This is a genomic window from Paraburkholderia sp. GAS206C, from assembly GCF_050435645.1.
Taxonomy (GTDB): Bacteria; Pseudomonadota; Gammaproteobacteria; order Burkholderiales; family Burkholderiaceae; genus Paraburkholderia; species Paraburkholderia phenazinium_B.
Map to the genome: position 1 here is coordinate 432,094 of NZ_JBNDKR010000007.1, position 26,202 is coordinate 458,295.

The 26,202-nt window shown below is 63.5% G+C and carries 27 protein-coding genes; 14 read left to right on the forward strand and 13 right to left on the reverse strand.

The genetic code is table 11. From position 1 onward, the window contains the following. Positions 1-95: 95 nt before the first annotated feature. From flgC to flgL, 11 genes are all read left to right on the forward strand, one after another. Positions 96-521 (forward strand): flagellar basal body rod protein FlgC, encoded by a 426-nt coding sequence (flgC, locus tag P3T20_RS21665; protein WP_074262860.1) that lies wholly within the window; start codon positions 96-98, stop codon positions 519-521. Between the two features lie 11 nt (positions 522-532). Continuing rightward, the gene (locus P3T20_RS21670; RefSeq protein WP_074262859.1) at positions 533-1,255 is read left to right on the forward strand and encodes a flagellar hook assembly protein FlgD; all 723 of its coding nucleotides are present in this window, start codon (positions 533-535) and stop codon (positions 1,253-1,255) included. A 49-nt stretch (positions 1,256-1,304) separates the two neighbouring features. Continuing rightward, positions 1,305-2,804 (forward strand): flagellar hook protein FlgE, encoded by a 1,500-nt coding sequence (locus tag P3T20_RS21675; protein ID WP_074262858.1) that lies wholly within the window; start codon positions 1,305-1,307, stop codon positions 2,802-2,804. 20 nt (positions 2,805-2,824) lie between these two features. Next, on the forward strand, positions 2,825-3,586 hold the full coding sequence (gene flgF, locus P3T20_RS21680) for a flagellar basal-body rod protein FlgF (protein WP_074262857.1): 762 nt from the start codon (positions 2,825-2,827) through the stop codon (positions 3,584-3,586). A gap of 40 nt (positions 3,587-3,626) precedes the next feature. Then, entirely contained in the window at positions 3,627-4,415 is a 789-nt protein-coding gene (gene flgG, locus P3T20_RS21685; RefSeq protein ID WP_074262856.1) for a flagellar basal-body rod protein FlgG, read from the forward strand. A 32-nt stretch (positions 4,416-4,447) separates the two neighbouring features. After that, positions 4,448-5,152, forward strand: coding sequence for a flagellar basal body L-ring protein FlgH (gene flgH, locus P3T20_RS21690; RefSeq protein WP_074262855.1), 705 nt, complete (start codon positions 4,448-4,450; stop codon positions 5,150-5,152). A gap of 2 nt (positions 5,153-5,154) precedes the next feature. Then, positions 5,155-6,324 carry a flagellar basal body P-ring protein FlgI gene (locus tag P3T20_RS21695; protein ID WP_429287763.1) on the forward strand — a complete coding sequence of 390 codons (1,170 nt, stop codon included), beginning with the start codon at positions 5,155-5,157 and terminating at the stop codon, positions 6,322-6,324. A gap of 9 nt (positions 6,325-6,333) precedes the next feature. Further along, complete coding sequence (flgJ, locus tag P3T20_RS21700) at positions 6,334-7,260, forward strand: flagellar assembly peptidoglycan hydrolase FlgJ (RefSeq protein WP_074262853.1); 927 nt, start codon at positions 6,334-6,336, stop codon at positions 7,258-7,260. Positions 7,261-7,634: 374 nt separating this feature from the next. Next, positions 7,635-8,390 (forward strand): flagellar brake protein, encoded by a 756-nt coding sequence (locus tag P3T20_RS21705; protein WP_074262852.1) that lies wholly within the window; start codon positions 7,635-7,637, stop codon positions 8,388-8,390. A 137-nt stretch (positions 8,391-8,527) separates the two neighbouring features. After that, positions 8,528-10,531 carry a flagellar hook-associated protein FlgK gene (flgK, locus tag P3T20_RS21710; protein ID WP_429287764.1) on the forward strand — a complete coding sequence of 668 codons (2,004 nt, stop codon included), beginning with the start codon at positions 8,528-8,530 and terminating at the stop codon, positions 10,529-10,531. Positions 10,532-10,542: 11 nt separating this feature from the next. Then, positions 10,543-11,793 (forward strand): flagellar hook-associated protein FlgL, encoded by a 1,251-nt coding sequence (flgL, locus tag P3T20_RS21715; protein WP_074262850.1) that lies wholly within the window; start codon positions 10,543-10,545, stop codon positions 11,791-11,793. Positions 11,794-11,857: 64 nt separating this feature from the next. On the opposite strand, the gene fliR is transcribed toward flgL, so the two are convergent. From fliR to fliF, 13 genes are all read right to left on the reverse strand, one after another. Next, entirely contained in the window at positions 11,858-12,640 is a 783-nt protein-coding gene (fliR, locus tag P3T20_RS21720) for a flagellar biosynthetic protein FliR (protein ID WP_429287765.1), read from the reverse strand. 34 nt (positions 12,641-12,674) lie between these two features. Then, the gene (fliQ, locus tag P3T20_RS21725) at positions 12,675-12,944 is read right to left on the reverse strand and encodes a flagellar biosynthesis protein FliQ (RefSeq protein WP_074262846.1); all 270 of its coding nucleotides are present in this window, start codon (positions 12,942-12,944) and stop codon (positions 12,675-12,677) included. Positions 12,945-12,988: 44 nt separating this feature from the next. Beyond that, positions 12,989-13,843, reverse strand: coding sequence for a flagellar type III secretion system pore protein FliP (gene fliP, locus P3T20_RS21730; RefSeq protein ID WP_074262845.1), 855 nt, complete (start codon positions 13,841-13,843; stop codon positions 12,989-12,991). Then, entirely contained in the window at positions 13,844-14,515 is a 672-nt protein-coding gene (gene fliO, locus P3T20_RS21735) for a flagellar biosynthetic protein FliO (RefSeq protein ID WP_429287766.1), read from the reverse strand. Beyond that, entirely contained in the window at positions 14,512-14,973 is a 462-nt protein-coding gene (fliN, locus tag P3T20_RS21740; RefSeq protein ID WP_074262844.1) for a flagellar motor switch protein FliN, read from the reverse strand. The genes fliO and fliN overlap by 4 nt, the downstream gene beginning before the upstream one ends. Beyond that, a complete protein-coding gene (fliM, locus tag P3T20_RS21745; protein WP_074262843.1) occupies positions 14,966-15,964 on the reverse strand; it encodes a flagellar motor switch protein FliM in 999 nt (332 codons plus the stop codon). The genes fliN and fliM overlap by 8 nt, the downstream gene beginning before the upstream one ends. 55 nt (positions 15,965-16,019) lie before the next feature. After that, a complete protein-coding gene (gene fliL, locus P3T20_RS21750; RefSeq protein WP_074262842.1) occupies positions 16,020-16,535 on the reverse strand; it encodes a flagellar basal body-associated protein FliL in 516 nt (171 codons plus the stop codon). 789 nt (positions 16,536-17,324) lie between these two features. Further along, a complete protein-coding gene (locus P3T20_RS21755; RefSeq protein ID WP_429287767.1) occupies positions 17,325-18,971 on the reverse strand; it encodes a flagellar hook-length control protein FliK in 1,647 nt (548 codons plus the stop codon). Positions 18,972-19,046: 75 nt separating this feature from the next. Further along, positions 19,047-19,496 (reverse strand): flagellar export protein FliJ, encoded by a 450-nt coding sequence (gene fliJ / locus P3T20_RS21760; RefSeq protein WP_074262840.1) that lies wholly within the window; start codon positions 19,494-19,496, stop codon positions 19,047-19,049. A 2-nt stretch (positions 19,497-19,498) separates the two neighbouring features. Next, positions 19,499-21,139, reverse strand: coding sequence for a flagellar protein export ATPase FliI (fliI, locus tag P3T20_RS21765; protein WP_074262839.1), 1,641 nt, complete (start codon positions 21,137-21,139; stop codon positions 19,499-19,501). Next, positions 21,133-21,819 (reverse strand): flagellar assembly protein FliH, encoded by a 687-nt coding sequence (fliH, locus tag P3T20_RS21770; protein WP_429287768.1) that lies wholly within the window; start codon positions 21,817-21,819, stop codon positions 21,133-21,135. Before fliH ends, fliI begins: the two co-directional genes overlap by 7 nt. Beyond that, a complete protein-coding gene (gene fliG / locus P3T20_RS21775) occupies positions 21,806-22,801 on the reverse strand; it encodes a flagellar motor switch protein FliG (protein WP_074262837.1) in 996 nt (331 codons plus the stop codon). Before fliG ends, fliH begins: the two co-directional genes overlap by 14 nt. Beyond that, a complete protein-coding gene (gene fliF, locus P3T20_RS21780; RefSeq protein ID WP_429287769.1) occupies positions 22,791-24,584 on the reverse strand; it encodes a flagellar basal-body MS-ring/collar protein FliF in 1,794 nt (597 codons plus the stop codon). Before fliF ends, fliG begins: the two co-directional genes overlap by 11 nt. A gap of 235 nt (positions 24,585-24,819) precedes the next feature. Between fliF and fliE the strand changes: the two genes are divergently transcribed. The 3 genes from fliE (at position 24,820) to P3T20_RS21795 (ending at position 26,171) form a co-directional block, all read left to right on the forward strand. Next, entirely contained in the window at positions 24,820-25,155 is a 336-nt protein-coding gene (gene fliE, locus P3T20_RS21785) for a flagellar hook-basal body complex protein FliE (protein WP_429287770.1), read from the forward strand. A 258-nt stretch (positions 25,156-25,413) separates the two neighbouring features. After that, complete coding sequence (fliS, locus tag P3T20_RS21790) at positions 25,414-25,848, forward strand: flagellar export chaperone FliS (RefSeq protein ID WP_074262834.1); 435 nt, start codon at positions 25,414-25,416, stop codon at positions 25,846-25,848. Further along, entirely contained in the window at positions 25,845-26,171 is a 327-nt protein-coding gene (locus tag P3T20_RS21795; protein WP_074262833.1) for a flagellar protein FliT, read from the forward strand. The genes fliS and P3T20_RS21795 overlap by 4 nt, the downstream gene beginning before the upstream one ends. Positions 26,172-26,202 lie beyond the last annotated feature (31 nt).

A 26,202-nucleotide genomic window follows, 5' to 3' on the forward strand; every position in this document is an offset into this window, starting at 1 on the left:
GACGACCGGCGCACATGCTGGATGTAACCGCTAAAAACCACGCCCACGGGAAACAATCAAGCCGGAACCTGCCGGCAGGAGAGGTCGGAGAAGCTATGCCATCCCTGATGAATATTTTCAATGTCGCCGGTTCGGCCATGTCGGCCGAATCGCAGCGGCTCAACGTGACGGCGTCGAACCTGGCGAACGCCGACAGCACGACGGGTCCTGACGGCCAGCCGTACAAGGCCAAGCAGGTCGTGTTCGCGGTCAACCCGATCGGCGGCGCGCGCACCGCATCCGGCCAGCAGGTGGGCGGCGTGCAGGTGACCGGGGTGGTCGACGATCCGACGCCGATGAAGCAGACCTACGACCCGGGCAACCCCGCGGCCGACGCGAACGGCTACGTCACGATGCCGAACGTCGATCCGGTGGAAGAAATGGTCAACATGATCTCGGCGTCGCGCGCTTACCAGGCGAACGTCGAAACCTTGAACACAGCGAAGCAGTTGATGCTGAAAACACTCACGATCGGAACCTGAGGAGCGCCTCCTTGACTACTTCAACCACCATCGGCGGCAGCGGGACCCAGGTCTCGCAGACGCTGCTCGATACCATGAACGGCACTGGCTCGGCGAGCAGTGCGTCGAGCAGCAGCTCGAGCAGCTCGGCGACCTCGGGTGCGAATCTGCAAAGCACCTTCCTGCAGCTGCTGATTACGCAGATGCAGAACCAGGATCCGACCAATCCGATGGACAGCTCGCAGATGACCTCGCAGCTCGCGCAGATCGACACCGTGACGGGCATCAGCCAGTTGAACACGTCGCTCAGCTCGCTGGCGACGCAGCTCAACGCAGGCCAGACCTCGCAGGCTGCACTGCTGATCGGTTCCAGCGTGCTGGCCCCAGGCAATTCCATTTCGGTGACCTCCGGCAAGGCGACCGAATTCGGCGTGCAGCTGGCCTCGGCGGCGTCGGACATGAAGGTCAACGTCGTGAACTCGGCAGGCCAGATCGTCAACACGCTCGATCTGGGCGCGCAACCGGCCGGTACTGTGCCGGTGACGTGGACCCCGGTCGATTCGACGGGTGCCGCACTGCCGACGGGCACCTACACGATCACCGCCACCGGCACGATCAACGGTGCTGCAGGCGTGGGCACGACCCTGACCCCGGGTACCGTGGAAAGCGTCGTACAGGGTACCGGCGGCGCACCGAGTCTCGTGCTGTCGAATGGCAATACGGTCGCCCTGACTTCGGTCGCGGCAGTCCTCTAAGCAATCAGTTCAACCAAATTTAGACATTTCCCGGAACGGAGAATACGTCATGGGTTATCAGCAGGGTTTGAGCGGCCTCGGGGCTGCATCGAGCGATCTCGACGTGATCGGCAACAACATTGCCAACTCGGATACGATCGGCTTCAAGAGCGGTACGGCAGTGTTCGCCGATATGTATGCGAACTCGGTTGCCACGGCCGTGAACAACCAGATCGGTATCGGCACGCAGCTCGCCGAAGTGCAGCAGCAGTTCTCGCAAGGCACGATCAACACGACCGGCCAGGCACTGGATGTCGCCATCAACGGCAACGGCTTTTTCCAGATGTCGAATAACGGCTCGCTCACGTATTCGCGCAACGGCGTGTTCCAGCTCAGCAACACGGGCAATATCGTGAACGCTCAAGGACTCGAGCTGATGGGCTATGCCGCGAATTCCAGCGGCATCATCAACAGCGCGCAAACGGTGCCGCTGACCGTGCCGACTACCAACATCGCACCGACGCAGACCACCACCATCACGGCGCAGCTCAACCTGGACGCTCAGGATTCGCTGATGCTCGGCACGCCGGCTGTGAATGTGACCACGACCGGGACGCTGGCGAGCAGCGGTGCGACGATTACGACCGCTTCGGCTGGATCGAATAACGACGACTACACGATTACCTTTACGAGCCCGACGGCGTACACGGTAACCGACGCCGACAACGCCGCTAACGACAGCAGCGGAACCTACACGGCAGGCACCGCCATTACCCTGGGCAATGGCCAGACGGTCACGCTGACGGGTACGGCAGCAGCCGGCGACACGGTAGCGGTTACGCCGACCCCAACCACTTTCGACGCAAGCAACTCGTCGACCTACAACTACTCGACTTCGACCCAGGTGTACGACTCGCTGGGCGGCTCGCAGACGGTCAACATGTACTTCGCCAAGACCGGCTCCGGCGCATGGGACGTCTACGCAGGCGTCGCAGGCGGCACGGCAAGTCTGGTCGGCACGGCAAGTTTCAACACCTCCGGCGCGCTGACCGGCATCACGAGTGTCGCGTCTACGACCGCGTCGGACTCAATCGCCTTCACGATTCCGAACACCGACGGTTCCGGCACGCCGCAGGCGCTGACGCTGGATCTCGCCGGCACGACCCAGTACGGCAGCACCGACGGCGTCAACAACCTGCAGCAGAACGGTTTTGCCGCCGGCCAGCTGACGAGCTTCACGGTCGGCACGACCGGCATTCTCACCGGCAACTATTCGAACGGTCAGACCGCTTCGCTCGGTCAGGTCGTACTCGCCAACTTCAACGATCCGAACGGCCTTGTCGACCTCGGCAACAACGAGTACGCACAGACCGCCGCGTCGGGCGCAGCGCAGATCTCGACGCCGGGCAGCACCAACCACGGCACGCTGCAAGGCGGCGCGGTGGAAGATTCGAACGTGGACCTGACCAACGAACTGGTCAACCTGATCACGGCGCAACGCGACTATCAGGCGAACGCGCAGACGATCAAGACGCAGCAGACCGTTGACCAGACCCTGATCAACATGTAAGGGCAACAGGAGCCGAACGAATGACCGACCGTCTGATTTATACCGCGATGTCGGGCGCCACCCAGGCGCTCGAGCAGCAGGCCATTGTCGCGAACAATCTCGCGAACACGTCGACCACCGGGTTTCGCGCCCAGCTCGAGACGTTTCGCGCGGTACCGATGTCGTTCGGCGACGGCAGCTCAGTCAACGACAGCACGACACGCACGTTCGTGTTGTCGTCGACACCGGGTGCGGACGAAACGCCCGGACCGATCCAGCAGACCGGCAACCCGCTCGACGTCGCGATCCAGGGCGACGGCTGGTTGAGCGTGCAGACCGCCGACGGTGGCGAGGCCTATACGCGTGCCGGCAATCTGCATATCGACCAGAACGGCCAGCTGGTGAATGCGACCAACCTGCCGGTAGTCGGCACGGGCGGTCCGATCTCGGTGCCGCCTGGCTCGCAGATCACGATCGGCAAGGACGGCACGGTTTCGGCGCTTGCGCCGGGAGACCCGGCCACGGCGATCGCGGTCATCGACCAGTTGAAGCTCGTGAAGCCCGCAGCGGGCACATTGAAGCGCGGCGACGACGGCATGTTCCGTACTGCTGACGGCAACCCTGCCGACGCCGATCCCACTGTCACGCTGGCACCCGAATCGCTCGAGGGCAGCAACGTGAGCCCGGTCAACGCAATGGTTTCGATGATCACCAATGCGCGGCAGTTCGACATGCAGACCAAGATGATCCAAAACGCCGATCAGAACGATCAGTCCGCCAACCAGTTGCTCAGCTTCAGCTAACGGGCGTCGCGCCAGACGTGCACCCAGGAGAACCAACACTGTGAACCGCTCACTTTATATCGCTGCGACCGGCATGAATGCGCAGCAGTCCCAGATGGACGTGATCTCGAACAACCTCGCCAACGTCAGCACCAATGGCTTCAAGGGCTCGCGCGCCGTGTTCGAAGATCTGCTTTATCAGACCGTGCGTCAGCCGGGCGCCGACTCGACCCAGCAGACCCAGGTGCCCTCGGGCATCCAGCTCGGCACCGGCGTGCAGCAGGTCGCGACCGAACGTCTGTACACGCAGGGCAACCTGCAGCAAACGGGCAACTCGAAGGACGTGGCGATCAACGGCAACGGTTTCTTCCAGGTGCAGATGCCGGACGGCACGACCGCCTATACCCGCGACGGCTCGTTCCAGACCAATGCGCAGGGCCAGCTGGTGACCTCGAGCGGCTATCCGGTCATTCCGGCGATCACGGTACCGGTGACCGCGACTTCGCTCACGATCGGCAGCGACGGTTCGGTGTCGATCACGCAGCCCAACAGCTCGAACTCGACGCAGATCGGCACCATGCAGCTCGCCACCTTCATCAACCCGGCCGGTCTCGACGCGCAAGGCGAAAACCTGTTTTCGGAAACCAGTTCCTCGGGTACGCCGAACATCAGCGCGCCGGGTTCGAACGGTTCGGGTTCGCTGGAACAGGGTTATGTCGAAACGTCGAACGTGAACGTCGTGCAGGAACTGGTCAACATGATCCAGACCCAGCGCGCGTACGAAATCAACAGCAAGGCGGTCACCACGTCCGATCAGATGTTGCAGACCCTGTCGCAGATGTCGATTTAAGGGTTCGGAACCAGAGGCGGTAGGCAAATACGATGTCGCAATCCAATCTCAAACCGGTCAAGAGCGACGCGCGCAGCGCGTTCGTCGCTACTGCCAGCGTGCTTGCACTGGCGCTGGCCGGCTGCGCGCAGATACCGAAGCAGCCCATCGTGCAGCAGCCGATGACCGCGGTGCCGCCGGTGCCGCCGCACACGCAGTCGCCGGGTTCGATTTTCAATCCGGGCTACGCCGGACGGCCGCTTTTCGAAGACCAGCGGCCGCGCAATATTGGCGACATCCTGACCATCGTCATTCAGGAAAACATCAACGCAACGAAGTCCTCGGGTGCGAACACCAACCGCAGTTCGACCACCCAGTTCTCGACCACGAGCGCCAGTTTTCTCGCCGGTCTGTTCGGCAAGGCCAATCTCAGTGCCCAGGGCGGCAATACGTTCTCGGGGACCGGCGGCGCGAACGCCTCGAACACTTTTAGCGGCGTGATCACCGTCACGGTGACCAATGTGCTGCCCAACGGCAACCTCCAGGTGAGCGGCGAAAAGCAGATGCTCATCAACCAGGGTAACGAGTTCGTGCGTTTCTCAGGCGTAGTCAACCCGAATACGATTTCCGGCCTGAATGCCGTGTACTCGACCCAGGTGGCTGACGCCAAGATCGAATACTCGGCGAAGGGCTATATCGACGAGGCAGAAACCATGGGTTGGCTACAACGCTTCTTCCTTAACGTGGCGCCGTGGTGATCATGAAACTCGGACCTCTCCACCGTTTTGGCCATGCCTGTCTGGTGTTCGCGCTCGCGTGCGGGGCACTGCCGCCTGTTACACCCGCGGCCCACGCCGAACGGCTGAAGGATCTGGTCGCGATCCAGGGCGTGCGCGACAACCCGCTGATCGGCTACGGCCTTGTCGTCGGTCTCGACGGCACGGGCGATCAGACCACCCAGACTCCGTTCACGACGCAAACGCTCGCGAACATGCTCGCGAACCTCGGCATCTCGATCAACAACCAGTCGGCCGGTTCGTCGAACAGCAGCACCTCGGCACTGACCAGCATCCAGTTGAAGAACGTCGCCGCGGTGATGGTGACGGCGGTGCTGCCGCCGTTCGCCCGGCCGGGCGAGGCGATCGACGTGACGGTATCGTCGCTCGGTAACGCCAAGAGCCTGCGCGGCGGCACGCTGCTGCTCACGCCGATGAAGGGCGCTGACGGCTCCGTCTATGCGCTTGCCCAGGGCAACCTGGCGGTGGGCGGCGCGGGCGCCAGCGCGAACGGCAGCCGCGTGCAGGTGAACCAGCTCGCAGCGGGACGCATCGCCGCCGGCGGGATCGTCGAGCGCGCGGTGCAGACCAGCATCACGCAGGACGGCACCATGCAGCTCGAGCTGAACGACATGGATTACGACACCAACCAGCGCATCGTGTCGGCGGTCAACAATGCCTTCGGCCAGGGCACCGCCACACCGCTCGATGGCCGCACGATCCAGTTGCGCGCTCCGGCCGATCCGGCCCAGCAGGTCTCGTTCATGGCGCAACTCGAAGACCTCGATGTGAAGCCGGCGGCGGGCGCTGCAAAGGTCGTGCTGAATGCGCGCACTGGCTCGATCGTGATGAACCAGATGGTGACGCTCGAGAATTGCGCCGTCGCACACGGCAATCTCTCGGTGGTGGTCAACACACAACCCGTGGTCAGCCAGCCCGGCGCGTTCTCGAATGGCCGCACGGTGGTTGCCCAGCAGTCCCAGATCCAGTTGAAGCAGGACGACGGCGCGCTGAAATACGTCAAAGCCGGCGCCAATCTGGCCGATGTCGTAAAGGCGCTCAACGCGCTGGGTGCGACGCCCGCCGATTTGATGTCGATCCTGCAGGCGATGAAGGCAGCAGGGGCCTTGCGCGCCGAACTTGAAATCATCTAAGGAGCCGCCATGACGATGGATTCCACCTCAGGAACGCCCGATCTGACGCAGCGCTTTGCGCTCGACGTCCAGGGGTTCGACGGCCTGCGCGCCAAGGCCGCCGCATCGCCGCAGCAGGGTGTCCAGATGGCCGCCAAGCAGTTCGACGCGACCTTCATCACGATGATGCTCAAAAGCATGCGCGATGCGACGCCGCAGGACGGTCCGCTCGACTCGCGCGACGGCGCCCAGTTCACCTCGATGATGGACGAGCAGATGGCGCAACAGATGTCGAACAAGGGCATCGGCGTGGCCGACGCGATGCTCAAGCAGTTGATGAACAACTCGGGCATGCAGACGGGCGAAGCCGGCGAAGGCAATAGCGCCGCGCTGAACGCGCTCGCCAAGGCGTACGGCAATGCGCAGGCAAACGGGTCGCTGGCGAGCGGCGTCGGTTATTCGCGCAACAGCGCGTTGACGCCGCCGCTGCGTGGTGACGGCACGACCAATGTCGACGCGTTTGTCGACAAGCTCGCTGCCTCCGCGCAGGCCGCGAGCGAAACCACGGGCGTGCCGGCACGTTTCATCATCGGCCAGGCGGCGCTCGAATCGGGCTGGGGCAAGCGCGAGATCCTGAAGGCGAACGGCGAGACCAGCCACAACGTATTCGGCATCAAGGCGACCAAGGACTGGACCGGCAAGACCGTGTCCACCGTCACGACCGAATACCGCAACGGCCGGCCGGAGCGCGTCGTCGAAAAATTCCGCTCTTACGACTCGTATGACGAAGCGATGGCCGACTATGCGCAAATGCTCAAGGGCAATCCGCGCTATGCGCAGGTGCTGAACGGCTCGCATGACGCAGCGGGTTTTGCCGTCGGCATGCAGCGCGCGGGGTACGCGACCGATCCGCATTACGCGAAGAAACTGATGTCGATCATGAGCCGGATGAGCTGAGCGGCTCGAGCAGTTCAGGCGGCTTAGGAAAGCGACAAGCAGGATGAAATGCAGGGCGACGGGGCCATGTCGCAAAACAAGACGGTGGGGCCGGACGGTACGCGAGTGCCGCCGGCCGAACCGCACGGTGGATCTTGCGGATTGATGCGAACTGCATACGGGGCGATGCGGGTGGCTAAAGGGGGTGGGACGTGACCGGTTTAACGTTTGCGCCAAATATTTCCCTCGGTTACCCTAAACTTTGGGTCCAGACTGCCGCTATTCAGTCAGACCTTAATACCGGGGTCATGTTTCTCCCGGTCAACGCACGTGTCACGGGCCCCGGCACTGGACCTCGGGCACGGGCACGTACGAACCCGCATATCGGCAAGCCCATGGATACCACTGAGACGAATGGCCAGACGGACGGCTCTTCAGAGACCGGCAACGATTTCGGTCGCCGCAATCCGCTCGAGATCGGTGTCCAGTTACGCAATCTGGTCAACCGCGGCGATTTTCTGACCGCGCAATACAAGGGCGGCCAGCTCGTCACGCGGATTCTCGACGTGAACGTGCCCAGCCGGACGTTTACCTTCGACTGGGGCGCGCTCGCCGACCAGAACCGCGGTCTGATCGCTGCGCCCCGCTGCCTCTTCCACGCTCAACCCGATGGCGTGCGCGTCGAATTCGTCACAGGCACGCCGCGCGAGAGCAGTTTCGAGGGACGGCCGGCGTTTGAAGCCGACTTCCCCGAAGTGCTGTTTTACGTGCAGCGTCGCGAGTATTTCCGCGTCGACGCGCCGGTGCTCGACCCCTACACGTGTACGGGCCGGTTGCCCGACGGTGAGCGCTTCCGTTTCGAAGTGCATGACCTGTCGCTTGGCGGGGTCGGCATGCGCAGCACAGACACGCGCGTGGTGGATCTGCCCATGGGCTGTGTGCTGGAAGATTGCGAGCTGAGCCTCGGTGCGCCGGGCAAGCTCTCGGTGGATCTGCAACTCGTGTCGTTTCGCGCCGTAGACCTGCCGAACGGCACCCAGCGTTACCAGCTCGGAATGCGCTTTGTGGCGCTGCCGGGCAGCGCCGAGAACACGTTGCAACGGTTGATTACCCAGCTTGAAATGAAGCGTCGCTCGCTGGTGCGAACCTGATTTTTCTCGCGTGCCGCCGCGCTTCTCGCGGTACGCGTTTTAATGCGGGTTGCCCCCTCAATTTTGTCGCCAGTGCGCCGATATACAGAGAGTCTTGGCAACTCGGTGGGCGCGTTGCCAGCCCTTCAGGATGACGCATGTCCAGCAACCTAATCAATATCGGTCTCAGTGGACTCAACGCAGCCCAATGGGGGTTGACGACAACCAGTGAGAACATCAGCAATTCGACGACGCCCGGCTATGACGTCGAAAGTCCCGTCTATGCGGAAAGCTCCGGCGAATACACCGGCTCCGGCTATCTGCCGCAGGGCGTGGCCACCTCGACGGTCACGCGCGCGTACAGCCAGTATCTGACGACCCAGCTGAACAACGCGCAGTCGGGCAGCGGCTCGCTGACCGCCAACTACACGATGCTCGCGCAGCTGAACAACATGATCGGCAGCCCGACCTCGGGTATCTCGACGGCGATCACCAGCTTTTTCACCGGTTTGCAGAATGTCGCAAACGGCGCAGCGAGCTCCGCTACGCGGGGCACTGCCATCAGCGATGCACAGACGCTCGCAAGCGAGATCAACCAGGCCGGTCAGGAGTACGACGCGTTGGGCCAGAGCGTCAACACCCAGTTGTCCTCCACGGTGTCGCAGATCAACACCTACACCGCGCAGATCGCTTCGCTCAATCAGGAGATCACCGCTGCCAGCGCGGGCGGCCAGCCGCCTAACCAGCTGCTCGACCAGCGCGATGAGGCGGTGTCCAACCTGTCGCAGCTCGTCGGCGTGCAGGTGGTGTCGAATTCCAACGGTGAAAGCATATTCCTGCCGAGCGGTCAGGCGCTGGTCACCGGGTCGACCAGTTACAACCTGGGCACTGCACCCTCGCCGTCGGATTCATCCGAGGACTCGATTACCTACCTGGGCGCTGCCGGTACGACGCCCACGGCCGCGACCACCCAGTACCTGTCGAACACCACCATGCAGAATGCAGGCGGCACGCTCGGCGGTCTGATCCAGTTCCGCACGCAGACGCTCGATCCTTCAGAGGCGCAACTGGGTGCGATCGCAACCAGTTTCGCGGCGCAGGTCAACAATCAGAACGAGCTCGGTCTCAACCTGTCCGGCACGGCCGGGGGGCCACTGTTCTCGGTCGCGGCGCCGCAAGCGACACCCAATGCGAACAACACGGGCGGCGCGTCTCTCAGCGTTTCGTTTGTCGACGCGACGCAACCGACCACCGGCAACTACACGCTTTCGTATAACGGTTCCACCTATACGCTGACCGACAACTCGACGGGTTCGACCGTTGCCACGGCTTCGAGCCTGGCGAATCCGATCGACGGCCTGAACTTCTCGATGACCGGCACGATGAACGCGGGCGATTCGTTCTCGGTGTCGCCGACCAGTGGCGCGCTCGACAGCTTTGCGCTTGCGACGACCAGCGGTTCCGCGATTGCCGCGGCCTCGCCGGTGCTCGCCACGGCCACTTCGAGCAATGCCGGCACAGCGACGATTACGGAAGGAACGGTTGCGGCCGGTTATTCGCTGCCCAGTTCCACCACCACGCTGACCTATAGCTCCGCATCGGGCGGCCTGACCGGCTTTCCGGCGGGTTCGGTCGTGACCATCGGCACGACGCCGCCCAGCACGGTCAACATTACGTCGACCTCGACGGTGGTGCCGTACACACCGGCGGACGGCGCGACGCTGACCATCAATAGCGCGACCACGCCGGCACCCAGCGGTTCGATGAACGGCGTCACGGTTACGTTGAGCGGCACGCCGAGCGACGGCGACACCTTTACCATCGCGTCGAACGTCGGTGCGCAAAGCGACGGCCGCAATGCCACGCTGATGTCGAATATCGTTTCGGCAAAGGTATTGAACGGCGGCACGACTACCCTGACTGACGCGTACGCGAGCTACGTCAACACGATCGGCAACACGACCAATGAGGTCAACGCTTCGAATACGACGCAGACGGCGCTCGTGACGCAGATTACGTCGGCGCAGCAGTCGGTATCCGGTGTGAACATCAACGAAGAAGCAGCGAACCTGTTGCAGTACCAGCAACTGTACCAGGCCAACAGCAAGGTCATTCAGACCGCTGACACGCTGTTCCAGACCATTCTCGGCATCTTCCAGTGAGGCGTTGAACGATGCGCATCTCTACTTCCCAATATCTCGGCATGAACGTCCAGGCGATGGACAATCAGCAGAGCGAGCTGTCCCAGCTGTACGCGGAAATCTCGAGCGGCCAGGCGCTTACCACGCCGGCGTCCAATCCGCTTGGCGCAGCTCAGGCCGTGCAGTTGAGCATGCAGGGCGCGACCCTGTCGCAGTACTCGACCAACCAGAGTTCGGCGCAGACCTCGCTGGAGTCGGAGGACTCCACGTTGTCGAGCGTCATCCAGGCCCTGCAAAGCGTGAATACGCAGTTGGAAAGCGCAGGCGGTGGCACGCTCAACGACACGGATCGCAGCGGGATTGCCGCGACGCTGACGCAGTTGAACAACCAGTTGGTGACGCTCTCGAACACGACGTCGCCATCGGGCGGCTATCTGTTTGGCGGCTTCCAGTCGTCCACGCAGCCGTTCACGCAGAATTCAGCGGGCGCAGTGGTCTACAACGGCGACAACGGGGTGTCGAGCGCGCAGATTTCGTCGACGACGTCGATCGCGACCGGCGACACGGGTGCATCGGTTTTCCTGAGCGTGACGCCGGAAACGGCGACACCGGTGGCCTACGCATCGTCCGCGAACACCGGTACGGGAGTGCTCGGCACGATCAGCACGAGCAATGGACCGACGTCGGCGGACGGCGACACTTACTCGATCGCTTTCCAGGTAACGGGCGGCGTGACCACCTATACGGTCACGGACACCAACAGTACGGGAACGACGACGGGTACGGCACAGCCTTACACGTCGGGCTCGGCAATCGCGCTGGGAACGGGCGGCGAGAGTGTGGTTATCAGCGGCACGCCCGCGGACGGTGACACGTTCAACGTGGCGCCGGCTACGCAGGTGCCGGCCGCGCAGGGCGGCACGAACATCTTCTCGACGATCCAGAACATGATCACGGCGCTGCAGACGCCGGCGGATACGACGACGGCTTTGGCGGCATTGCAGAACACGCTGGCAACGGGGATGAGCCAGGTGCAGAACTCGATCAACAACGTCACGTCGGTACAGGCGACGGTGGGTGGCCGCGAGCAGCAGATTACCGCGATGCAGGCTGTAAACCAGAACCAGACGCTGGCGAATACGAACTCGCTGGATGACCTGACTTCGATCGATATGCCTTCGACTATCAGCAAGTACACGCAGACGCAGTACTCACTGCAGGCCTCGCAGGAAGCTTTCGTGCAGGTTCAGCAGATGTCGTTGTTCCAGTATCTGAATCAGTAAGCGGTAGGCGAAGGATTCGATTCGGTAAAAGGTGGGAGGCGCTTAGGCGACGGGTCTACCGCGCCTACCGCAACCCCGCCGCCACCCGCCCCATCTGGTCAATCCCCAGATCGAACATCCGCGCGAAGAACGGGATCATGTTGGGTACCATCAACTGCAGCAGCAGCATGCCGACCAGCATCGTCAGCGGAAAGCCGATCTGGAACACGCCGATTTGCGGCGCCGCGCGGTTGAGAATGCCAAGCGAGAGGTTGGCGATCAGCAGTGCAGCGACCACCGGCAGCGACAACAGCAGCCCCATCGAAAAGATCGTCCCGCCCCATCCTGCCAGCGTGCGCCAGCCAGCCGAGCCAAGCAGGTCAGCTGAGATCGGCAGTGTCTGGAAGGTGACGACCAGCGCGCTTATCATCTGCAGGTGCCCATCGAGCACCAGAAACACCAGCATCGAGAAGACGTTCATGTAACTCGAGAGCACCGCGCTCGAGCCGCTCGCCTCCTGATCGAAGAACGTCGCGAAGCCGAGACCCATGCCGAGTCCGACGAATTCGCCGGTCGCCTGAATCGCGGTGAAGACGATCTGCATGGTCAGGCCGAGGGCGGCGCCGATCACGAACTGGTTCACGATAATCCACACGCCCATCGCCGAGAAGACGGTGACTTGCGGCAGCGGGGCGAGCGTCGGCACGACGATAAGTGTGATAAAGCTCGACAGGCCGATCTTCACCGGCGTCGAGAGCGCTGCGTTACCGAACACCGGCGCGGTTGCCACCAACGCGAGAATGCGCACGAGCGGCCACAGAAACGAGGCCATCCATGTGTTCAGTTGCGCATAGGTGACGGAAAACATGATGGGCGCCTGATGTTCAGTGGGCTCAGCAGGCTCAGTTGGCGAGCGTCGGGATGTTGGTCAGCATCTGGCGCAGATAGTCGAGCATGGTCGACAGCATCCACGGGCCGGCAATCACGAGCGTGACGGCGATCGCCAGCAGCTTGGGAATGAACGACAGCGTCGCTTCGTTGATCTGCGTGGCGGCCTGGAACAGGCTGATCACCAGACCGACGACGAGCGCCACGAGCAGGAGCGGTGCGGCCAGCAGCACGGCGACGTACATCGCCTGGTGCGCCAGTGCCATGACTGATTCGGGTGTCATGATGAATAGGCCGGAAGCGGTGAGGGTTAGGCGGGTGCGCCGGGTTAGCTGAAGCTCTGCGCGAGCGAGCCGATCAGCAATTGCCAGCCGTCGACCAGCACGAACAGCATCAGCTTGAACGGCAACGAGATCGTCGCGGGCGACACCATCATCATCCCCATCGACATCAGCACGCTGGCCACCACCATGTCGATGATGAGGAACGGAATGAAGATGGTGAAGCCGATCTGGAAGCCGGTTTTCAGCTCGCTCGTCACGAACGCCGGCACGAGCAGGGGCAACGGCACGTCTTCGGGACCCTGCATCGGCGGTGCATGCGAAATGCGGGCGAATAGCGCCAGATCCGATTCGCGTGTCTGCCGCAGCATGAAGGTCTTGAACGGCGCGAGGCCGCGGTTGACCGCCTGATCCATCGGCAACGTGCCGTCCGAGAAAGGCTTGTAGCCGTCGGTGTAGGCCTTGTTCAGCACCGGCGACATGATGAACAGCGTAAGAAACAGCGCGAGTCCGACCAACACCTGGTTAGGCGGCGTGGTGGTGGTGCCGAGTGCCTGGCGCAGCAGCGACAGCACGATGATGATGCGCGTGAAGCTCGTCATCATCAGCACCATGGCCGGCAGGAACGACAGCATCGTGAGCAGCAGCATCGTCTGCACACTCAGCGAATAGGTCGTGCCGCCGTTCGGCCCCGGGCTGGTATTGAAGGCGGGCAGGCCGGCGGTCTGCGCGCAGGTGAGCGACGGCATGGCGATCAGCAGGATCGGCAGCACCGGTATCGCGAGCGCGAAGCAGCGCCGCAGCGTGGCGAACAGCGTCGAAAGGAAACTGCGCTGGCTGGGAGCGGATGCGCGGCTCGAGGCTGCGTGCTCGCGGCGCGCTGACTGTTGACTGGACTGCATTTACTGATCCCCGCCGTTCGGCCGGTTGAAACGTTTGCCCACTTCGCCTTTCAAGGCGTCGCGAAAGCGTTGTCCGAAGGTGCCCGGCAGTGCGCCGCCAGCGTCTGGCTGCAGCGGATCGCCTGAGGCTGCCGTGCTCAAACCCACACCTGCACCGGCAGCCGAGCCGGCCGGCATGGTGTGCAGCAGGCGCACATTGCCGGGCGCCGCGCCGAGTACGAGCCATGTATCGCCGATCTCGACGACCGCGACGCGCTCCTTGCCGCCCAGCGAGGCGCCGCCGATGGTCTTCACGAGACCGCCGCGGCTGCCCGGTTGCAGGCCGAAGCGGCGTGCGAGCCAGGCACAGGCGAACACCAGGCCGATCACGACCAGCAGGCCGAGAATGGTTTGCAGCACCGCGCCGACCCCGAGCGAAGGCACCGCAGCACCCGCGCCGACGCCGGAGGCGACCTGGGCGGGATGATTGACCGCATTCATGTCTGCCGCAGCGGCGCTCGCCGGAACGAGCGCAAGCGGCGTGCTCAGGAGGAAGGCGAGGGCCGTGGCTGCGGCGCCGAAGCCGCGAGCGGCCGCAGGTGCCGCGACGCCGTTACCGGCGTGACTGGCTGACCGCCGGTGCGCACCGTTGCGCCCACTAGGGCGCGCACTGCGCCCGGCAAGGCGTTTCATCGATTCAGCTTCCGGATGCGTTCGGACGGCGTGATGATGTCGGTCAGGCGGATGCCGAACTTGTCGTTGACGACCACGACTTCACCCTGCGCGATCAGACAGCCGTTCACCAGCACGTCCATTGGCTCGCCGGCGAGGCCGTCGAGCTCCACCACAGAACCCTGCGCGAGTTGCAGCAGGTTGCGGATAGCGATCTTGGTGCGGCCGAGTTCGACAGTCATCTGGACCGGAATGTCCAGGATCATGTCGATGTCGTTGCGCGTCGTGTTCGGTTCAACTTTCGAGAGCGGCTGGAACACGCCGGCGGTCGTCGCGTTGACGGCGCTGTTGTCGTTCTGCTCGGCGAGCGCGCTGGCCCAGTCGTCGAGCGCATTGTCGTCGGAGACGGCTTCCATGCCCGCCAGTTGCGCCTCGCTTGCCGGCAATTCCTTCTCCGGCGATGCATTCAGCTCAGTCATATCCACCATCCTTAATCGTGTCCGCTGCGCTGATCATTTTCTGGACCCGCAACGCATATTGACCATTGAAAATACCGTAGCCGCATTCCATCACCGGCACTCCATCCACCTTCGCGGTGATGTGTTCGGGGATATTGATCGGCAGCACATCGCCTTTGCGCATGTTCAGGATCTGCTCGAACGTGATCGGGATCTGCGCGAGATCGGCACTCAGTTCGACTTCCGCGGCTTGCACCTGCTGCGACAGCACACGCACCCAGCGGCGGTCGACGTCGACAGCTTCACCCTGGATCGGCGACGACAGGACGTCGCGGATCGGCTCGATCATCGAGTACGGCATGCAGATGTGCAGCGTGCCGCCGGTGGTGCCGAACTCGATCGAGAACTGCGTGACGATGACGATTTCGTTCGGCGTCGCGACGTTGGCGAACTGCGTGTGCATTTCGGAGCGCACAAACTCGAACTGCAGCTGGCGAACGCTCTTCCATGAATTCGTGTAGTGCTCGAACACGAGGTTGAGCAGCTTGCTGATGATGCGCTGTTCGGTGGCCGTGAAATCGCGGCCTTCGACGCGGGTGTGGAAGCGCCCGTCACCGCCGAACAGGTTGTCGACCACGAAGAACACCAGATTCGGGTCGAACACGAAGAGCGAGGTGCCGCGCAACGGCTTCACGTGGACCAGGTTCAGGTTGGTCGGGATCGGCAGATTGCGGGTGAATTCGCTGTACTTCACCACCTTCACCGGGCCGACGGAAATTTCCGCGGTACGGCGCATGAAGTTGAAGATACCCACGCGCAACAGACGCGCGAAGCGGTCGTTGATGATTTCGAGGCCGGGCATCCGGCCGCGGACGATGCGTTCCTGCGTGGCGATGTTGTACGGCCGGACACCTGAGCGATCTGACTGCTCGGCTTCCGAGTCGGACTCGCCGGTTACGCCCTTGAGGAGTGCATCGACCTCCTCCTGGGACATGAACTCTTCGTGGCCCATTCCTATTCCTCGTGCGTCCCTTGGCGGTTGATGATGGCAGCAGCGTTACGCGGCGTCACTGCACGACGAATTCGGTGAACAGCACGTCATCGATCGAGATGGGCGCAGCGCCCTTATCGTTCGGCTGTTCGATCAGCGTCTTGAGTTCGGTTGCGAGCGCGCGCTTGCCTTCGAGGGGCGCGAGATCGTCCGGGTGTTTGTTCGACAGCGCGAGCAGGACGCGGCTGCGGACTTCCGGCATATGGTCGGTGAGCTGTTGCTGGACCTTGGGGTCATTCAGCTTGAGCGTGAGACCGATGCGCAGATAGTGTTGCTGGCCGTCATCCGATTGAAGGTTGACGGTCATGGGTTCGAGCGGGAAGAACACCGGCACGGCCTGGGCCGCGGGTGCCGCTGCGGCGGCTTGAGCTGGAGCGGGGGCGGCTTCCCGATGGGCCATGAAGAACCATGTGCCGCCGGCGGCCGCGCCTGCGGCGATAAGCGCGATCAGCACGATCAGGATGATGCGTTTCATCGGGCCAGGAGTGGCCGGCTGAACAGTGCCTTGCTGGTTTGCGGTCGTCGATGCCATGGGTGCTTGCTTGCCTCAGTGCTGGTATGGTGAATTGTTGTTCAGGTGCGCTTCGCGCGATGGGTCGAAAAGAAGGGGGTTTGGGGGGTATTCCTTCGGTTTGTGGTTTTGCGGTGTTTTTTTGCCTGCGCGGCGCTTTGGTGGTTGTTCTTGCTGCTTTGGCCTTTCCTTGCTGTCTTATCGGTCTATTAGCTTCGCCCCTGTGCGGGGCGGCACTTACTTTCTTTGCCGCCGCAAAGAAAGTAAGCAAAGAAAGCGGGCTTCCAACCGCTAGCCTGTAGGTGTCCACCACTGGCATCAAGCCGGAGTGGTCCGCGCACGCATTGCGCTCTCGCACCACACCCGTCAGCGACACAGCACTCATCCGCTCCAGCGTTGCGCTACGCGCCCGCCGTCGGGCATAACTTCCGTCTGCGGGGCACAGCGGTTGGCGCACTGCGCCGCCACGGCCGAAAAACCAACACCCGTGATACGTGCCCCGCCTTCCCAGGCAGACCCATCCGCGACGCACGTCGTGCGGAGTGGGGTGGATGAATGCCTTGTCACTGACGGGGGTGGTGCGAGCGCACATTTCGTGCGCGGACCACTCCGGCTTGATGCCAGTGGTGGACACCTACAAGCTGGCGGTTGGAAGCCCGCTTTCTTTGCTTACTTTCTTTGCGGCGGCAAAGAAAGTAAGTGCCGCCCCGCACAGGGGCGAAGCTAATAGACCGATAAGACAGCAAGGAAAGGCCAAAGCAGCAAGAACAACCACCAAAGCGCCGCGCAGGCAAACCCAAACCCCAAACATCAAGCAAACGTATCCACAAGCCCCACAGTCCGCCGAACGGCAACATTAGCGACAGCAGTGGAATCTCCGTCATCATCCCCGCCGGAGGCAACCCCACTGGCAGAGCCATTCCTCGCCCCATTGGCCGACGACTGCCCCTGCTGCCCAGTCTGCCTGGCAAACCCATCAGTGACGGAGGCACTCCCCAACCCTATACCGTTCTGCTCCATCGCCTCCCGCAACTTCGGCAACGCCGCCTCAACGGCCTCCCGTACCTGCGGATGCTGCGAAACAAACAACGCATGTGCATGGTTATCGGCAACCTGCAACACCACCTGAAGTGGTCCCAGGTCCTTCGGGTTCAGTGTCAACTCAGCACTCTGTTGATGTGCGTTCGACAAAAACACCACCTTCTGTCCCAAAGCTTCTTCCCAATCCGACGTGCCCACCTCCGGTCCCAACGTGCTCGCGGCCGCCGCGGTCGTTGCCGGGTTCGTGCCCTGGGTGGCCGTCGTTGCCGTCGATGCGCTCGCCGCAGCCTGGCTCGCGGCCAGCGCCACGTTCGCTGCGTCCGCCGTGCCCTTCAAACTCGACAGGCTGTCCTGTGTGTTCGCCATGCCCGTCAATGCCAGCGCATCGGCTGCATCCCTGGCCGCTGTGTCCGTCGGGCTCGTCGTCGTGACCGCAGTCGGATCGGTCTTGTCGCCCTGCTTGAGCTTCGCATCGCCCAGAAGCGTGTTGCTTGCCGAGTTCTTGTCGCTCTTCGAGGTGCTCACCGACAGGTCGGTGTCGTCGTTCGATCCCGCTGCGCCCGTCGCCGCATTGCCGGCGTTCGTGGCCTGGGCCGGCACTGCACCCTGCGTGCCGTTGAGTGCCGCCAGCGCCGCCTGCAGCGCGTCGTTGGCCGTCTTTCCGTCTGCCGAGGCCAGGCGCTTGCCGTGGTGCGTGCCGTCCGCCTTGTCGCTGTCTTTCGCGCCCTGCGCGGTCGTGCCATCCGTCAACGTCGTGCCGGCGTCGTCGGTTGTCTGTGTGTTCGTGCCGCCGGCGCTCGCGTTGGCGCTGGCCTGAAGCTGTGCCTGCAACTGCGCCAGTACCGACGACGCTGTCGTCGTGCTCGCGGCATCGTTCGATCCGTCGCCGTCCTGCTGTGCCGTCGTGCCCTTCGCGTTGCCGTTGCCGCTCGCCTGCTGCGTGTTGCTCGAGGAGCTCGCCGAGTTCGTGCCGCTGCTGTTGGCACCGTTCGCACCGTTGGCATTGCTGGTACTGGAACTGCCGCTTGTACCGCTGGCGCCGCTTGTGCTGCTCGAGCCGTCGGCGCTAGTGGTGCTGCTGGCGCTGCTCGAACTATTGCTGGTGTTGCTTGCGTCGCTCGTGCTGTCGCTGCTGTCATCCGCGCTGTCCGGTGCCTGGGCGTCCGGCTGCGAGGCGCTCTGCGTGCTCGCAGAATACGACGGGTCCGACGGCGTCGGCGGTGAATAGGGTGTCGCGGGTGTCGGCGTCGGCTGGTTCTGCGCGTCGCTTGCGTTCTGCGCGGCTTCGGTCTGCGCCTCCATGCTCTGTTGCAGGGTCTGCGAGAACAGTTGCGCGCTCGCAGAGTCCGACGGCGAACTGCCCGGCGTGCTGTTCGACGAGCCGAATAGCGAACTGATATATGAAAGTGGCGACATGGTTGATCCTGTCTATCCGGTAAATCCGGTCAAGTTCCGGCTGCTCCCGGTCGAGCTGTCGTGCTCGCTTGCGGGTTATGCACCCTCGGCGCGCATCCTGAGAATGCGCGCGGCGTGTTCGTCTGCATCGCGTTGTTCGCGGCGCGCCGTTTGCTGCGCTTCCGCTGCTTCGCCGCGTGCCTGCAGTACTTCGTAAGAGCCTAGCTTCTGTTTGTGACGCTGCCACTCCGGCTTCGCCGCTTCGACGCGCGCGTTCGCTGCGTTCAACAGCTTGCGCTGCTGTTCGATGGCGGCGTCGAGCGTATCGATGAAAGCCTGGAAGTTGCGCATGTTGCCGGCCGGCATCCCGCTTTGGGCGGTCGTCGTGAAGCGGGAGTGGTATTCGTCGCGGTAGCGCACCAGGGCGTCGAGCTGCGCCTGCACTTCACTTGCCTCACGTTGGGCTCGGCCAAGGCGCTGCGCGGCGGCGTCCACATCGTCCTGGGCGAGGCCAATAAGCGTCTTGATCGGAAAGTGTTTCGCCATCGTCAGCCTCCTTGGGCAAACAGCGCATCGAGTCTCTTCAGACTCGCGTCAAATTCCGCACATTCGCGGAAACCTTGTTGCAAAAACGCTTCAATACGCGGATACAGTGCGATCGCGCGATCGAGTAACTGGTCGCGCCCCGTCGAATAGGCGCCCACATTGATCAGGTCGCGGTTACGCTGGTAACGCGACAGCATCTGTTTGAAGAGCCGCGTCTTCTCCAGGTGCGGCTCGTCGATCAGCGCAGTCATCGCGCGGCTGATCGAGGCTTCGATGTCGATTGCTGGATAGTGCCCGGCCTCGGCCAGCGAACGCGACAGCACGATGTGGCCGTCCAGAATCGCGCGCGCCGAGTCGGCGATCGGGTCCTGCTGGTCGTCGCCTTCGGTCAGCACCGTGTAGAACGCCGTAATCGATCCGCCGCCTGCCGGGCCATTGCCGGTGCGCTCGACGAGCGCCGGCAGCTTGGCGAACACGGACGGCGGATAGCCCTTGGTGGCCGGCGGTTCGCCGACCGCCAGGGCGATCTCGCGCTGGGCCATTGCGTAGCGGGTCAGCGAGTCCATCAGCAGCAGCACGTGCTTGCCCTGATCGCGGAAGTATTCGGCGAGCGAGGTCGAGTAGGCAGCGGCCTGCATCCGCAGAAGCGGCGAGACGTCCGCTGGCGCGGCCACCACCACCGAGCGCGCGAGGCCATCCTCACCGAGAATCTGTTCGATGAATTCCTTCACTTCGCGGCCGCGTTCGCCGATCAGGCCGATCACGATTACCTCGGCGCTGGTGTAGCGCGCCATCGTGCCGAGCAGCACCGATTTACCGACACCGGACCCGGCGAACAGGCCCATGCGCTGGCCGCGGCCCACCGTCAGCAGCGCGTTGATCGCGCGCACGCCGACGTCGAGCACCTTGTGAATCGGCTCGCGGTTAAGCGGATTGATGGTCGGGGCGGAGAGTGGGGCATCCATTTTCGTGCCGAGCGGACCGAGCCCGTCGAGCGGCCGGCCGGAGGCATCGAGTACGCGGCCGAGCAGTTCCCAGCCCACCGGCAGACGCTTCGCGCCCGCCATCGGATCGGCGATCGGTGCGCTTTCCAGCGGATAGACGCGTGCGCCCGGCAGGAGGCCGATCACTTCGGTGGTCGGCATCAGGAACAGCTTGTCGCCGGCGAAGCCCACGACTTCGGCTTCCGCCATCGGCCGCGAGCTGCCCAGCGGCAGTTCGATCATCACTTCGGCGCCGACCGACAGGCGCAGCCCGACCGCTTCGAGCACGAGGCCCGCGGCCCGTGTCAGGCGTCCGCAGGCGCGCATTGGCCGCGCAATCGCGTTACGGGCGCGCAGTCCATCGAGATGGTCACGCCAGGCGTTCATGTGCGGGTTGTTGGCGAGCGCCGGGTTCGGTGCCGGGCGAGCGGCGGCTTTCGCTGAAGACGGCGCGGCATCGCGGCTCGCGGCGGCGAACGCGCTGGCCGAATGACCATGGCGAGGATCGTGCGGGGCGGCCGTCCGTGGCGCGGGCTGCGCACTCGGCAACTCCATCGGCTCGGGCGGCAGCGCGTGCATGCCGAACGAGGCCAGCGCCAGCTCCTGTTCGAGCGGCGTCAGATCGCTGGCGCGGATTTCCTCGATGGTCGGCTTTACCATGTGCTTGCCTTGCCGAGAGCGGCAGCAACCCGCTCCCAGCGTGTGTCGATACCGGCATCCACTTCGCCGGTGCTGGCGTGGGCGCGGCAACCGCCGCGTTCCACGGCCGGATCGGTTCGCACGGACCAGCCGCGCGCCTGTAGTTCTTCCATCAGATACGCTTCGACCACCGGCAGGTCCGCCGGGCTCACTACCAGGTGCGGCGCGCCGGTCAAGGCCGGCTCCGCTGCGATGACTTCGCGGGCTACGGCAATCAGTGCGGCCGGATCATGCTGCACATGCTGGCGTACCACCTGCTGCGCGATGTCCAGCGCGAGCGCCACCAGGTTCTCTGCAATTTCGTGTTGCGCGCCGTCCAGTGCGACCTTGAAGGTTTCCGCCAGGGCGGCAAGGCGCGCGGCTTCTTCGCGTGCTTCGGTTTGCCCCTGCGTGAAGCCTTGCGCGTGACCCTGATCGTAGCCCGCCTGGTAGCCGAGCGCCTGCCCGGCCACGTGACCGGAGGCGAGGCCCTGGGCGTGCGCGGCGTCGCGCAGGCGCTGCAGCTCCGCTTCGAAGGCGCCGCTGTCGTCGGCCGGCTCCTCGGGCGGTGCCGGCGGCACCGGGTCGAACGAGGCCATCTCCCAGCGCTGGTAGGCCGAGAGGCTGCCTTTGCGCGCGGGATCCTGATCAGACATATGCATCTTCCGCCTTGCCGCCTATCGCGATCTGACCACTTTCTGCCAGGTTGCGCACGATCTGCAAAATGCGGCGTTGCTGCGTCTCCACTTCGGAGACGCGAACCGGACCGCGGGCGTCGAGGTCTTCGGCGAGCAGTTCGGCCGCACGCTGCGACATGTTCGAGAGGAACTTCTGGCGCAGCGCAGGTGGCGCGCCCTTCAGCGAAATAATCAGTGCTTCCGACTCGACTTCCTTCAGCAGCAACTGGATCGCGCGGTCTTCCAGGTCGAGCAGGTTCTCGAACACGAACATCTGATCGACGATCTTCTGCGCGAGTTCCGCGTCGTACTGGCGGACGTTTTCGAGCACGCCTTCTTCGTGGTTGCTCGACATGAAGTTGAGAATTTCCGCTGCGGTGCGAATGCCGCCCATCGGGCTGCGCTTGAGGTTGTCGCTGCCGGACAGCAGGCCCGTCAGCACGTCGTCCAGTTCGCGCAGCGCGGCCGGCTGGATGCCGTCGAGCGTGGCGATCCGCAGCAGCACGTCGTTACGCAGACGTTCGCTGAAGCAGGCGACGATTTCGGAAGCCTGATCGCGGTCGAGGTGGACGAGGATGGTCGCGATGATCTGCGGGTGCTCGTTCTTGATCAGCTCGGCCACGGCCGACGAATCCATCCACTTGAGGCCTTCGATACCGCTCGTATCGCTGCCCTGCAGGATCCGGTCGATGATCGCGCCGGCCTTGTCGTCGCCGAGCGCTTTGGTCAGCACCGAGCGGATGTAGTCGCTCGAATCGAGCGACAGCGCGGTGTGCTGCTCGGCCTCGCGGACGAACTCGTGCAGCACTTCGTCGACCTGTTCGCGCGTCACGTTCTTCAGCGCCGCCATGGCGACACCGATCTTCTGGACCTCGCGCGGCCCCAGAAACTTGAATACCTGCGCCGCTTCTTCCTCACCGATCGACATCAGGAGGAGCGCGCTTTTCACTACGCCTTCAGCGCTCATCGGACACCCAGCTCTTAACGACGGTTGCAACGATCTTCGGATCCTGGCGCGCAATGTTGCGGGCGTATTCCAGGTTCCGCTCGAATTTGTGTTTATCGCTCTCGAGCGACATCAGGTCGGATTCGCCGTCGTCGTCGTTCGCCTTGCTGCCGCTGCGCTCGCTAGCCGGCAGGCCGTCGAGCAGCATCGGCTCGTCCGGCGAGGGCAGTGAGGCGGCGGTAACCGGCGTGGGCGGCGGGAAGGCGCGGCGCAGGGCCGGCTTGACCATCACGAAGTAGAGGAACAGGGCGACAGCGCCGATGCCCAGGTACGTCGCGAGCTGCTTGGCCAGCGCGATCATGTCCGGCGTGCGCCACCACGGCAGATTGGCGTTCGGGTCGACCTCGGTCTCGAAGGCGCTGTTGACCACGTTCACCGAGTCGCCGCGCTGGGCGTCGAAGCCCATCGCATCCTTCACCAGCTGGTTGACCTGGGCGAGCTTGTCGGCGGTGAGCGGCTGCATGGTCGAGTGGCCCTTCGCATCCACCACCGGCAGGTAGTTCACCACCACCGCCACCGACAGCCGCTTGATGTTGCCCATTGCCTGCTGGACGTGGCGCACGGTCTTGTCGAGTTCGTAGTTGGTGGTCGCATCCTTGCGGTCGCTGATCGGCGTCGTGGTCACACCGCTCGCGCCATTCGGCGCGTTGATCGGCGCGGAGGCCGGCTGCGGCGGCTGGTTCGACAAGGCGCCCGGCACACCGGAGGCGCCGCCTTGCGACATTTCCGTGTCGGTACTGGTCTGCTGGCTGCGAATCGCGGCCTGCTGCGGATTGGCGTTCGGACCGTAGTTTTCCGAGGTCTGCTCGACCTGCGAGAAATTGACGTCGGCGCTCACCTGCGAGTGAGCATTGCCGGCGCCGAACAACGGAGCCAGGATCGCGTCGATGCGCTGCTGCGTGTTGTGTTCGATCTGCTGCACATATTTGAGCTGGGTGGCGTCCAGACCTGCGCCGGAAGGCGGCTGGGTCAGCAGGTTGCCGTCCTGGTCGACGATCGTCACGCCGCGCGGCGGCATTTCGGGCACCGCCGAGGCCACCATATGGGTGATCGCGTTGACCTGGCCTTCGTCGAGCATACGGCCCGGATACAGATTCACCAGCACCGCGGCCGAGGGCGCTTCCTTGTCGCGTACGAACACGGAAGGCTTCGGAATAGCCAGATGGACACGGGCCGTTTTCACGCTCGAAACCGATTCGATGGTGCGTTCGAGTTCACCTTCCAGCGCGCGCTGATAGTTGACCTGCTCGGCAAACTGGCTGATGCCGAACTTCTCGTTGTCCATCAGTTCGAAACCGACCGAGCCGCTCTTCGGCAGGCCCTGGGAGGCGAGACGCAGACGCATTTCATGCACCTGGTCGGACGGCACGAGAATCGCGCCACCGCCGTCGGAGAACTTGTAGGGGATGTTGGCGGCCTGCAGCGCGGTGATGATCGAGCCACCGTCCTGATCCGACAGGTTGCTATACAGCACCTTATAGTCAGGAGCGCGCGACCAGAGCCACAGACCGACCACGACCGCAACCAGCACGGCGACCGCGAAGATCAGCGGTGCACGCGGATTGCCGCGCATCTGTGTCAGGCCGGACAGGCGCTGGCTAAAGTTACCGCCGAGGCCCCCACCGCCCAGGTCCGCGGCGCCGCCGGGCTGGCTGGCGCCGGGTGCGGCGCCGCCTGGCGGTTGCGCGCCGGCGAGGCCCATACGGGCGTCGGGGTTAATCAACGAGTTGGCTGACGAATCCATGCGTCGGGTATCTCCGGGGATGCCTGGGTCCTGCCGCCGCTGCCACGCCGGGGTCGGCAGGGGCACGGACAGAGACTTTCACGATTGGAATTATGCGCAGGCGCGGCGAACCCGATTGCTCGAATAGAGCAGGGTTTTCCCCCCAGTTTCGAGGCTTTCGAACCAGGCCCGCTGATATTCTCTCGCTCAGATCGGTAGGATTTGCTATGCCGTTCGACCTTCCTCAGGAGAGAACATGACAATGTCCGTGAACGCGCTCTCGTCGGCGCTGCAGCAAATGCAGGCCATGGCCGCACAGGCTGCCGGCGGCACCGAGCCAGTGGCCGATCAGACCGCTGCGGCCGGTTCGGGCGGTTTTGCGTCGGCGCTCAAGGCGTCGATCGACAAGATCAGCGACGATCAGAAAACCGCGGCCGGCGAGGCGAAGGCGTTCGAAGTCGGCGCACCCAATGTATCGCTGAACGATGTGATGATCGACGGGCAGAAGGCCAACCTGGGCCTGCAGTTCGGCCTGCAGGTGCGCAACAAGCTGGTGTCCGCCTACAACGACATCATGCAGATGTCGGTTTGACAGCGTAGCGGCTGGTCTGGCAAACGCTGCACCGCACCCGGTCCGCGAGCGGAAGTTCGTGGCCGTGGCTGGTGGCGCCGCGCGGCTACGTCTGTGCCTGCCCAAGCTTGCAGCCATTCGCCTTAAACCTCCTTACCGCGTCCTAAAGCTTTTCGGTTGCCGATCCGATAACCAGGTACAGGCATCAATCCGCAAGTGGCGAAGTGCCCCGTGCAGCCGTCTGATACTTTCCGTTTCCGTAGCAAAGGAGGAGCGCCGATGTTTTCCCCAGGACACGCTGGAGCCAACGCATACGCACGTGTCGGCGTCGAGACAGGAGTGATGGGTTCAAGCCCGCACCGTCTGATCGTACTGCTGTACCAGGGGGCCCGGCGGGCAATCTCTCAGGCGCGTATGCATCTGCAGCAAGGAAACATCGCGGAGCGGGGCGTGGCGATCAGCAAGGCGATCCGGATTATCGAAGGCGGATTGCAGCAGTCGCTTAACGTCGAAGCGGGTGGTGAGATCGCGCAACGCCTGCACGCGCTGTACAGCTATATGGCACGGCGGTTGTTCGAAGCTAACTTGAAGAAGAGCGAGGCGATGCTGGTCGAAGTGGACGGCTTGCTGGCCACGCTCGAAGAAGCCTGGATGGGGATTGCCCCGGAGATAGCGCGGATGGCGACACAGCCAACCGCGGAAAGCATGAGATGACTTCGAACACAGAATATTTTGCCCGCTACGAGGCCATCGCAGCGATCTCCGCACGCATGCTGACCGCAGCGCGCCGCGCCCTTTGGACCGATCTGATGCCGTTGCAGGAAGAGTACCGGCATATGGTCGACGCGTTGAAGGACGCGGAAACCGGGGTGAAGCTCGACGAAGTGGAACGCGCACGTAAATACGACCTGATCCGCCAGATTCTCGCGGACGACGCCGCTATCCGGGATCTCGCGAATCCCCGCATGGCGACGCTGTCGGCGCTGTTTGCCGGCCGTCCGGCCCGCGTGCTCAAGGAGCTGTACGGCGCACGCTGAACTTTTTTGACTGCGATAAATTGATTGCGAA

What these genes read in the sequence shown, in the direction of transcription:
- fliN (WP_074262844.1), bottom strand. Translation starts at nt 14,973, where the DNA reads ATGACTGAGCTGAATGCATCGCCGGAGAAGGAATTGCCGGCAAGCGAG.
- fliP (WP_074262845.1), bottom strand. Translation starts at nt 13,843, where the DNA reads ATGCAGTCCAGTCAACAGTCAGCGCGCCGCGAGCACGCAGCCTCGAGC.
- flgL (WP_074262850.1), top strand. Translation starts at nt 10,543, where the DNA reads ATGCGCATCTCTACTTCCCAATATCTCGGCATGAACGTCCAGGCGATG.
- fliM (WP_074262843.1), bottom strand. Translation starts at nt 15,964, where the DNA reads ATGGGCCACGAAGAGTTCATGTCCCAGGAGGAGGTCGATGCACTCCTC.
- fliS (WP_074262834.1), top strand. Translation starts at nt 25,414, where the DNA reads ATGTTTTCCCCAGGACACGCTGGAGCCAACGCATACGCACGTGTCGGC.
- P3T20_RS21795 (WP_074262833.1), top strand. Translation starts at nt 25,845, where the DNA reads ATGACTTCGAACACAGAATATTTTGCCCGCTACGAGGCCATCGCAGCG.
- fliQ (WP_074262846.1), bottom strand. Translation starts at nt 12,944, where the DNA reads ATGACACCCGAATCAGTCATGGCACTGGCGCACCAGGCGATGTACGTC.
- flgJ (WP_074262853.1), top strand. Translation starts at nt 6,334, where the DNA reads ATGACGATGGATTCCACCTCAGGAACGCCCGATCTGACGCAGCGCTTT.
- fliG (WP_074262837.1), bottom strand. Translation starts at nt 22,801, where the DNA reads ATGAGCGCTGAAGGCGTAGTGAAAAGCGCGCTCCTCCTGATGTCGATC.
- fliR (WP_429287765.1), bottom strand. Translation starts at nt 12,640, where the DNA reads ATGTTTTCCGTCACCTATGCGCAACTGAACACATGGATGGCCTCGTTT.
- fliL (WP_074262842.1), bottom strand. Translation starts at nt 16,535, where the DNA reads ATGGCATCGACGACCGCAAACCAGCAAGGCACTGTTCAGCCGGCCACT.
- flgF (WP_074262857.1), top strand. Translation starts at nt 2,825, where the DNA reads ATGACCGACCGTCTGATTTATACCGCGATGTCGGGCGCCACCCAGGCG.
- P3T20_RS21675 (WP_074262858.1), top strand. Translation starts at nt 1,305, where the DNA reads ATGGGTTATCAGCAGGGTTTGAGCGGCCTCGGGGCTGCATCGAGCGAT.
- flgK (WP_429287764.1), top strand. Translation starts at nt 8,528, where the DNA reads ATGTCCAGCAACCTAATCAATATCGGTCTCAGTGGACTCAACGCAGCC.
- fliI (WP_074262839.1), bottom strand. Translation starts at nt 21,139, where the DNA reads ATGGTAAAGCCGACCATCGAGGAAATCCGCGCCAGCGATCTGACGCCG.
- fliE (WP_429287770.1), top strand. Translation starts at nt 24,820, where the DNA reads ATGACAATGTCCGTGAACGCGCTCTCGTCGGCGCTGCAGCAAATGCAG.
- fliF (WP_429287769.1), bottom strand. Translation starts at nt 24,584, where the DNA reads ATGGATTCGTCAGCCAACTCGTTGATTAACCCCGACGCCCGTATGGGC.
- flgH (WP_074262855.1), top strand. Translation starts at nt 4,448, where the DNA reads ATGTCGCAATCCAATCTCAAACCGGTCAAGAGCGACGCGCGCAGCGCG.
- flgC (WP_074262860.1), top strand. Translation starts at nt 96, where the DNA reads ATGCCATCCCTGATGAATATTTTCAATGTCGCCGGTTCGGCCATGTCG.
- P3T20_RS21755 (WP_429287767.1), bottom strand. Translation starts at nt 18,971, where the DNA reads ATGTCGCCACTTTCATATATCAGTTCGCTATTCGGCTCGTCGAACAGC.
- fliO (WP_429287766.1), bottom strand. Translation starts at nt 14,515, where the DNA reads ATGAAACGCCTTGCCGGGCGCAGTGCGCGCCCTAGTGGGCGCAACGGT.
- P3T20_RS21705 (WP_074262852.1), top strand. Translation starts at nt 7,635, where the DNA reads ATGGATACCACTGAGACGAATGGCCAGACGGACGGCTCTTCAGAGACC.
- P3T20_RS21695 (WP_429287763.1), top strand. Translation starts at nt 5,155, where the DNA reads ATGAAACTCGGACCTCTCCACCGTTTTGGCCATGCCTGTCTGGTGTTC.
- fliH (WP_429287768.1), bottom strand. Translation starts at nt 21,819, where the DNA reads ATGCATATGTCTGATCAGGATCCCGCGCGCAAAGGCAGCCTCTCGGCC.
- fliJ (WP_074262840.1), bottom strand. Translation starts at nt 19,496, where the DNA reads ATGGCGAAACACTTTCCGATCAAGACGCTTATTGGCCTCGCCCAGGAC.